Below are 3,027 nucleotides of genomic sequence, written 5' to 3'. Positions count from 1 at the left end.
GGCGCGCGCTGGCAGGGCGCCTGGCGCCCCGCGCGGCCCCAGCGCCGGTCTCGTCGGCGGGGTCGTCCGGTCGGGGCTCGGCGCCGGCACGAGCGAGCTCGGTGACCGCCCGGTCCAACTCGTCCGAGCCCAGGATGCCCCGCAGCCGCAGGACCGCCCCGATGATCTCGCCCTGCTGGTGGCGCAGGGTGTCGAGGGAGGCGGAGCTGCGGGCGAGGTCCTCGGCGAGTTCCTGGTGACGGCGCAACGCGAGGCGTTGGCTCTCCTCCACCGCGTCGAGCAGGAGCTTCTCGGCCTGGCCCCGGGCCTCCCGCACGATCGGGTGGTTGGCGCCCGCGTCCTCGATCACCTCCTCGAGAGCCGATTCGGCGATGCGCCGCGCCCCTTCGACGATCTCCTCGGCCTGCTGCTCGGCGATCGCGAGCATCTGGCCGATCCGGGCGCCGGCGTGCGCGGCGGACTGGCCATCGCCGGCGCGGGCCCCGTTGCGTTCCCGCTCGTGCTTCAGCGCGCTCTCAGCGGCAGCCGCGCGGGAGGTCACCTGGCTGGCGTACCGCCACAGACTGGCGAGGTAGTCGTCCACCTGGCGCGGGTCGTAGCCGTGCGCGACCTCGTCGAAGGCGGGCCGGTCGGCGGCGGAACCCGGATCGGTCCCGTGGTCGTGCTCCCCCATCCCTCAGCTCCCTCAGGGTCGGACGGGTTCAAGGTCTACGCCGAGCAGTGTGTCAACCAGTCGCGCGACCAGTGCGGGCGCCTCCCCCCCGATGCCGGCGGGGCCCGTTCCCGCACCGGGATCGGCCAGCGCGGCACCGACCCAGGAGTCGACCGCGGCGAGGGCGCCGGGCGCGTCGAGGTCGTCGGCGAGCCGCTCGCGCACCGCCGCGAGCAGCGGTGTCGCATCCGGGCCGGCGGACAGCGCCACCGCGGCCCGCCAGCGGTCGATACGCGCCGCGCCCGCGGTGAGCAGGTCCGCCGTCCACTCCCAGTCGTCGGTGTGGCGATGATCGAGCAGGGCCAGGCGCAGCGCGCCGGGGTCTGCGCCGACGCGGCGCAGCCGGGAGACGAACTCCAGGTTCCCGCGCGACTTCGACATCTTGTGCCCGTCGAGGCTGACCATCGCCGTGTGCACGTAGCTGCGGGCGAACGGGCGGGTGCCGGTGGCGACCTCGGCGTGCGCCGCGCTGCACTCGTGGTGCGGGAACATGAGGTCGGTGCCGCCGCCCTGGAGGTCGACGACGCCGTCGAGGTGGTGGCGCGCGATCGCGGAGCACTCGATGTGCCAGCCGGGCCGGCCCGGGCCGAACGGTGAGGGCCAGGACGGCTCGCCGGGGCGCTCGGCCCGCCACAGCAGCGGGTCCAGCGGGTCCTTCTTGCCGGCGCGCTCCGGGTCGCCACCGCGCTGCGCGCACAGCTCGAGCATCTCGGCGCGGTCCAGCCGGGAGACCTCGCCGAACGCGGGTGCGGCGGCGACGGAGAAGTACACGTCGTTCTCGACCTGGTAGGCGGCACCCCGGTCGACGAGCTCACCGACCATGTCGACGATCATCGGGATGGCTTCGACGACGCCGACGTACGCGTCGGGCGCGAGGATGCGCAGCATCGCCATGTCCTCGCGGAACAACGCGATCTCCCGCTCGGCCAGGTCGCGCCAGTCCAGCCCGTCGCGCGCGGCGCGCTCCAACAGCGGATCATCCACGTCCGTCACGTTCTGTACATAACGGACGTCGTGCCCGGCGTCGCGCAGCACCCGCTGCGCGAGGTCGTACGTCAGGTAGGTGAACGCGTGGCCGAGGTGCGTCGCGTCGTAGGGGGTGATGCCGCAGACGTACAGGTGGGCGGTGGCCCCCGGGTCCACCGGGCGCACACCGGCGACGGGCGTGTCGTAGACCCGCAACGGCCGGCCGCGGCCGGGAAGGGGACGTACCGGGGGAGATGGCCACGCCTGCATGCGTGTCAGCGTAGCCGCGAACCGTTCGCCCGGCGGGCACAAGATGGGTAACCGAGGCCAACCGACCTGCGCGGACGACGCGGGCGCCCACGCGTCAGCGCGAGGTCAGAACGGCGGCCAGGGGATCGGCGGCCAGTCCGCCGAGGGCAGGGGGAAACGGCCGGAGTCCAGCAGGCCGTCCACCCGCTCGGCGAGCGCCCGCAGCTCGCTCACCGTCAGCAGTTCCCCGAGCCGTTCACCGAGTTCGGCGGCGAGGGCGTCGCGCAGGCAGCCGAGCAGCGCCGTCTCCTCGGCGTCCAGGCGGTGCCCCCGCCAGGTCCACAGCAGCGTGCGCAGCTTGCCCTCGCAGTGGAACGTGACGCCGTGATCGATGCCATGGACGCGTCCCGACGGTGCGGGCAGCAGATGCCCGCCCTTGCGGTCGGCGTTGTTGATGACGGCGTCGAACAGGGCGATGCGGCGCAGCTGCGGGTCCTCGGAGCGGGTCAACGCGACGAGGTCGACGGTGATGTCGGTGTCGATCCACAGCTGCACCATGCCCTCGCCGAACGGGCCGTCGCGCAGCACCGTCGGCGGCACGATGCCGAGGTCCAGGGCCGCGGACACCTCGTAGGCGGCGAGCTCCCGGGCGGCGAGCGTGCCGTCAGGGAAGTCCCACAGCGCCCGCTCGCCGCGCACCGGCTTGTACACGCAGCGCCCGGCGGCCCGCGCCGTGCTGATCTCGCAGTACAGCGTGGCGTTGCTGGCGTCGGTGAGCCGGGCGGTGATCGTCAGCTCGCCGCGGCGCAGCAGGTCGAGGGCGGCGGCGGCGTCCAGGCCACCGCCGTCGACGGGATCGAGGGCCGGTCGCCGCCCCGGTGGCGGACCGACCGCGGGAGCGCCCATCATCCCAGTCTGTCCGCTGGAGACCCGGGCTGTCGCCGGGCACCGGGCGTGAGGGCCGTCTCTCCGGGCCCGTCCGTGCTCAGGGGAGCGGCCCGCCAGGCGGGAGCTGGCCGTTCGTGGACGGGCGGTGGCCGTTGCTGCGCGGGCAGGCGTGGTCGTCATCGAGAGGCTCGCCGCACAGCGGGCAGGCAGGC

Annotated in this window: 2 protein-coding genes and 1 pseudogene; all 3 read right to left on the bottom strand. The window is 74.4% G+C overall.

The features are described 5' to 3' along the window. Positions 1 to 673: pseudogene (locus MXD58_RS23970) on the bottom strand (DivIVA domain-containing protein); the annotation flags it as partial. Between the two features lie 12 nt (positions 674 to 685). Continuing rightward, on the bottom strand, positions 686 to 1,948 hold the full coding sequence (gene mshC, locus MXD58_RS23965; RefSeq protein ID WP_248840354.1) for a cysteine--1-D-myo-inosityl 2-amino-2-deoxy-alpha-D-glucopyranoside ligase: 1,263 nt from the start codon (positions 1,946 to 1,948) through the stop codon (positions 686 to 688). 105 nt (positions 1,949 to 2,053) lie between these two features. Beyond that, the gene (locus tag MXD58_RS23960) at positions 2,054 to 2,833 is read right to left on the bottom strand and encodes an Rv2133c family protein (RefSeq protein ID WP_248840353.1); all 780 of its coding nucleotides are present in this window, start codon (positions 2,831 to 2,833) and stop codon (positions 2,054 to 2,056) included. Positions 2,834 to 3,027: the final 194 nt, after the last annotated feature.

This window comes from Frankia sp. AgKG'84/4 (assembly GCF_023242965.2).
Classification (GTDB): Bacteria; Actinomycetota; Actinomycetes; order Frankiales; family Frankiaceae; genus Frankia.
This window is presented reverse-complemented; position numbering and strand designations above follow the sequence as displayed.

Coding starts and splice junctions, on each gene's coding strand:
- MXD58_RS23960 (WP_248840353.1), bottom strand. CDS start 2,833: ATGGGCGCTCCCGCGGTCGGTCCGCCACCGGGGCGGCGACCGGCCCTC.
- mshC (WP_248840354.1), bottom strand. CDS start 1,948: ATGCAGGCGTGGCCATCTCCCCCGGTACGTCCCCTTCCCGGCCGCGGC.